The organism is Pelotomaculum terephthalicicum JT (assembly GCF_022410535.1).
Taxonomy (GTDB): domain Bacteria; phylum Bacillota; class Desulfotomaculia; order Desulfotomaculales; family Pelotomaculaceae; genus Pelotomaculum_D; species Pelotomaculum_D terephthalicicum.
Window position 1 is genome coordinate 1 of record NZ_JAKNBL010000077.1, and the last position, 4,503, is coordinate 4,503.

The 4,503-nt window shown below is 44.3% G+C and carries 3 protein-coding genes; all 3 read right to left on the reverse strand.

What is annotated here, in order from left to right; all coding sequences use genetic code 11:
- Nucleotides 1-82: 82 nt before the first annotated feature.
- Nucleotides 83-1,048, reverse strand: a complete 966-nt coding sequence (locus L9W92_RS19250; RefSeq protein WP_312038127.1) for a DUF6531 domain-containing protein — start codon at nt 1,046-1,048, stop codon at nt 83-85.
- Between the two features lie 94 nt (nt 1,049-1,142).
- On the reverse strand, nt 1,143-1,328 hold the full coding sequence (locus L9W92_RS18415) for an RHS repeat domain-containing protein (protein WP_240085200.1): 186 nt from the start codon (nt 1,326-1,328) through the stop codon (nt 1,143-1,145).
- Between the two features lie 509 nt (nt 1,329-1,837).
- Nucleotides 1,838-4,503 (reverse strand): RHS repeat-associated core domain-containing protein (locus L9W92_RS18420; RefSeq protein ID WP_282442419.1); only part of this gene is annotated, 2,666 nt, incomplete at its 5' end.

The following is a 4,503-nucleotide window of genomic DNA, read 5'->3' on the forward strand; positions in this document are numbered from 1 at the left end:
ACTGGCAGTTTGGGAAACCGCAAGAAATAGAAATCAAAAAGGTGTTGACTGGCAATTTACGACCGCTGAAGCAAGAACCAAATTAAAGCGGCTTTATCCACAGTTTAAGAGTTAACAAACTACTAGTTCTGTTGTAGTTTTCATCAAAGGTATATAATTGCGTCAGGTTTTGCGGATAATCTATTTGAGTTATCCTGTATTTATCATCGTAATAGAAGTATGCCGTATTGCCGTTGGGATCGGTCATGGCATTTTTTTTCTCAGCGGGGTTATAAAAAAATAATGTTACATTGCCCTTGGCGTCTTCTTGTCTGATAACACGGGAATCCGCATCGTATTCATTAATTACTTCATTGTTGCCTTTCGGATCGGTAATCGTGGTCAGTCCATATTGTCCATAGGCAAAGGAAGTGCTGCCCCCATTAAAATCCTGTACGGAAGAAAGATTACCTTCAGTGTCATAGCTGAAAATAACCGTTCTCCCGGCCGGGTCGGTAATTCTGATTAACCGGTCGTTGGCATCATATTCAAAATTAAGGGAACGCCCGGCTGGCTCGGTGGCAGTTGTTAATAATGATCCGGTATATTGCATGGTTATAGAGTTATCGTTTTTATCGGCGATTTTTGCCAACTTGCCTTGCGAGTCAAAAACATACTTGGTTTGATTCTTGAATGTAAGGACATATGTCCCGTCAGTGTTTTGGCTAAGATTTTCAAAGCAGCCGGTCGGACGGCTGTATGAGCCGTTTTCATAAGTAAATAGAAACATGTGCCCGTCAGGGTATTTAACTTCAACGGAATTGTCCTCGTTTACTGTCAAATAAGTGTTATAATTATGTTGCCATCCATTGCCTAAAGGACCTGTATATTCATCACGGGAATTGTAATACCTGGTGAACTCAAGTGGAATCCTGGCAGGTATGTTCAGGTCGGTATGGTCGTATATAAAGTTGCCTGTTGCGGTGTTGACAGGGTCGTTACTTAATGCAAGACAGAAGGCATGTAGGGAAAATCTATTCTCTTGTTTCTTTTCATGTAGCGTCTCAATAAATCGGAGCTTATCTTCTTCATCATGGTAATAGCCACTTTTGCTTTTTTCTCTCTGGCATCTTAATCACCCCTGGTAGAAGGTTTATACCTTGTCAAGACAAAAGAACCGTCCCCATGTCTTCCCCCACAGTCACGTCGCCGCAGGTGTCGTACTTGTATGAGGTGATGTTGCCTAAAGCGTCGGCGGTGGATGTTATTCTGCTTAATTTGTCGTAGGCGAAGGTGAGAGATAAGGGTTTCTTTACAAAAATAATATTTAAATATTTTTTGGTAACCATTCTGTATAAGGTAAAATTATATCAAACTTAATCAAGAAATAAAAAGTCACCAACACTATAATGGTTATTATAAATATCGCAAACAACATAATTCTTAAACTTCGATTATGTTCTAGTAACTTTATCCCTAATAATTTAAATAAAATATTCATAACCAAAATAACAATTAATATTCTAAATATATCCGGGATGGTCTCATCTGCAATATGATTATTTGGTGGTATAGCATGAGTAACAATATAAAAGACCAATAAAATTAATAATATAATCTGAATGAATAATAATAAAAATGTTATTGCTTTTTTCACCATATTACCTTAATCCCTTTCTTAAACTAATGAGATTGACATGGCTGTACATTGTTACAACTGAGGATCTGTTCATCAAAAGATCGTGGTGTGCCACAGATAGCACTATGACCCGCCGATTGATTAACGCTCTCAGATAGGCAACCTAGCGATTCACCCGTTTAACCGCTTCAGGATAAGGTCAATGCCCGTCCAAATACATTATGCAATTGGATTAGGGGAGAAATAGTATTGATAACGCTTACCCCATCCATTATTATTATATAACTTCATGTACTCATAATCGTATAGGTATACAGGCGATTCCGAATTTCCTAGCCAGATTGGTGTGTGTTTTGTTGGGTCTAAAGAAAATGAAGATTTTCCTTCCTGCCCATATGTTATGACATCTTGCATTAATGCAAAACGATTAGCATATTCGGAAGTTTCACAACCGTGAAATACTACTTCCGCATTGCTAGACCAGTTTAACCTCTTGGGGTAATTCCAAAAATTGTCTTCCCCTTCACCACTGCCACCCGCAACTTCAGGTCCCCACGGGTATCCATGAGAAAATACATCCATGCCAGATATTTTATCATAGCCAGTAAACATATCCCAAGTCTGTTGCAAATCTTCTTTATTGTCTATTCTTTGAACGTCAATTCCATCATTAAAACCTGAAGCCAATAATTCATTCTTACGGGTGTAAGCCGTTCTAGCAAATGAACTTTCCTGTGTAAACCTATCCCAATCTACTTCACCGATGGTATTCGTATATTTAATTAAATCTTCTTTAGCATAAGACCACATAATGGTATAAATTCCACATATCTCTAAATGACCTGATGGATCCACATACAACACCGGATTATTCCCACAATAAACATACCTGTTCTGCGACAGCGGGTCGTTAAGTTTCCCCTGGAGAGTATCCTGGCTTAAGAACCTGCCAGTAACTGGGTTATAATATCTCGCCCGTAAGTAAATCAGACCGTTTGCGTCGTAAGGCTCACCGGTAAAACGGAACGTATTGTATACACTCTCCGAAACCGAACGCGGACTACCGAAGGCATCGTACGTGTAGCGGTTGAGCGGGTTGCTGTAAACATCGGTTATTACCGAAATGCTGCCCAACCCGTCTTGGTGGTAGTATACGGTATCTACGGGGTCAATCCTGCTCAGAAGCCTGCCGGCGTAGGTATAACTATTTATATTTCCTGTATCATCCTTTTCTGCGAGCAGGCGCGGTATTCCTGTGTTGATATCGTAAATATAACTATATTCGTCTGAACGGTAGACCGAACCCGATACAGACACGCTCTGGCTAAGACGGTTGCCGTCGCCGTCGTAGCTGTACTGGATGGTTCGGGTTCCGTCGGAGAAGTTGAGCAGTCGGTTTTCGTAGTCGTAATTGTAGCTGCAATTGTTGTAGGTGGCATCACTGACTGATGTCAGGTTGCCGTTAAGGTCGTAAGCATAGGTATCTGCACCTGCTTGGATTAGGCGGTTGGCGTTATCGTAGGTATAGGTAACACCGTTTGCGCTTGTTCTGTTGCCTGCCGGATCGTACGTGTAATTCACTGTCTGGTCGTCGGGATATTCTACTCTGGTTAGTTGATAAAGATCGTCATAGGTGTATTGGGTGGTGTTGCCTTGTTCGTCGGTTGCACTGAGCCGGTTGCCGACGTTGTCCAGGGTATAGGCCGACCTGGCGATGGCACCCTGACCGTAAACGTGCTCCAGCACTGTCAGGCGACCGCTAAGGTCGTATCCGTAGTTTACCATTATGCCATTTGGCAGGATTTCCTGAAGCCTATTGCCAACCTCATTATATGATATGCTTGTTGAATAGACTGAATCGGACACCGACACTGGCAGGTTCAGGCTGTTGTAAGTGTAGCTGACCCGCAGGCCGCCGGGGTAGGTTAACGCTGTTATATTTCCGGCCTGGTCGTATTCGTAGTCTACGGAGTATACGTCTCTTGTTACCGAGGTTAGCCGGTTTAAGCTGTTATAGCTGTAGCCGGTGGTACCTGCCGGGTCTGTCATGGCTGTGCGGTTGCCGTTTGCGTCGTAAGTATAGCTTACTCCGGTGTTATTGGGGTAGGTAATGTTCGTCAGGCGGTTGTTGGCGTTATAGGTATAGTTTATTTCAGATCCGTCCGGCTTGGTCATGGATGACAGGTTGCCGACAGGGTCGTAAGTTTTGTGGCTGGTGTTGCACAGTGGGTCGGTTTCCTGCACCAGTCGGTTCAGCGCGTCGTAGGCGGCGGTAAAGGTCTGGTTTTTGGCATTGGTGACTGCAGTCAGGTTGCTGTTATTGTCGTAGGTGTAGCTTGTGGTATGCCCCAGGGCGTCGGTGACGGAGGCCAGTCTGTTTAACGGGTCATAGCCGTAGGTTGTGGTCACACCGTTGGCGTCGGTGATGTAGACGGCGTTGCCGACACTGTCATACTCGGTCGTGCTGATATGACCGAGTGGGTCGGTCGCTGCAACCAGCCTGTTGTTGTCGTCATAGGCGTATGTCCAACTGGCGCCGCGGGGGTCGGTGAGGCTAAGTTTATTGCCGGCCAGATCATAGGTGTATGTGGTGGTGTGGTTTGCCGGGTCGGTTGCCATGAGCAGCCTGGCGCACTGGTCGTAGGTAAAGGTGGTCGTGTTGCCGCGCCGATCGGTCACGCTGGTTTTATTGCCGAGTGGATCGTATACTATAACTTCTGTGTTGCCGAGAGCATCTGTTACGTTGGTTATTCTATTTAAAGCGTCATAGGTATATGTGGTTGTGTGTCCATTCTGGTCTGTTTTAGCAGTCTGGTTGCCGTTACCGTCGAGTGTGTAGGTTTCTGTGCTGCCGCCGGGATCGGTGATTGATATCAACCGGTTGA

Bases quoted from the DNA above. Each gene is read 5' to 3' on its own strand.
- L9W92_RS18415 (WP_240085200.1), bottom strand. From the start codon at position 1,328: ATGGTTACCAAAAAATATTTAAATATTATTTTTGTAAAGAAACCCTTA.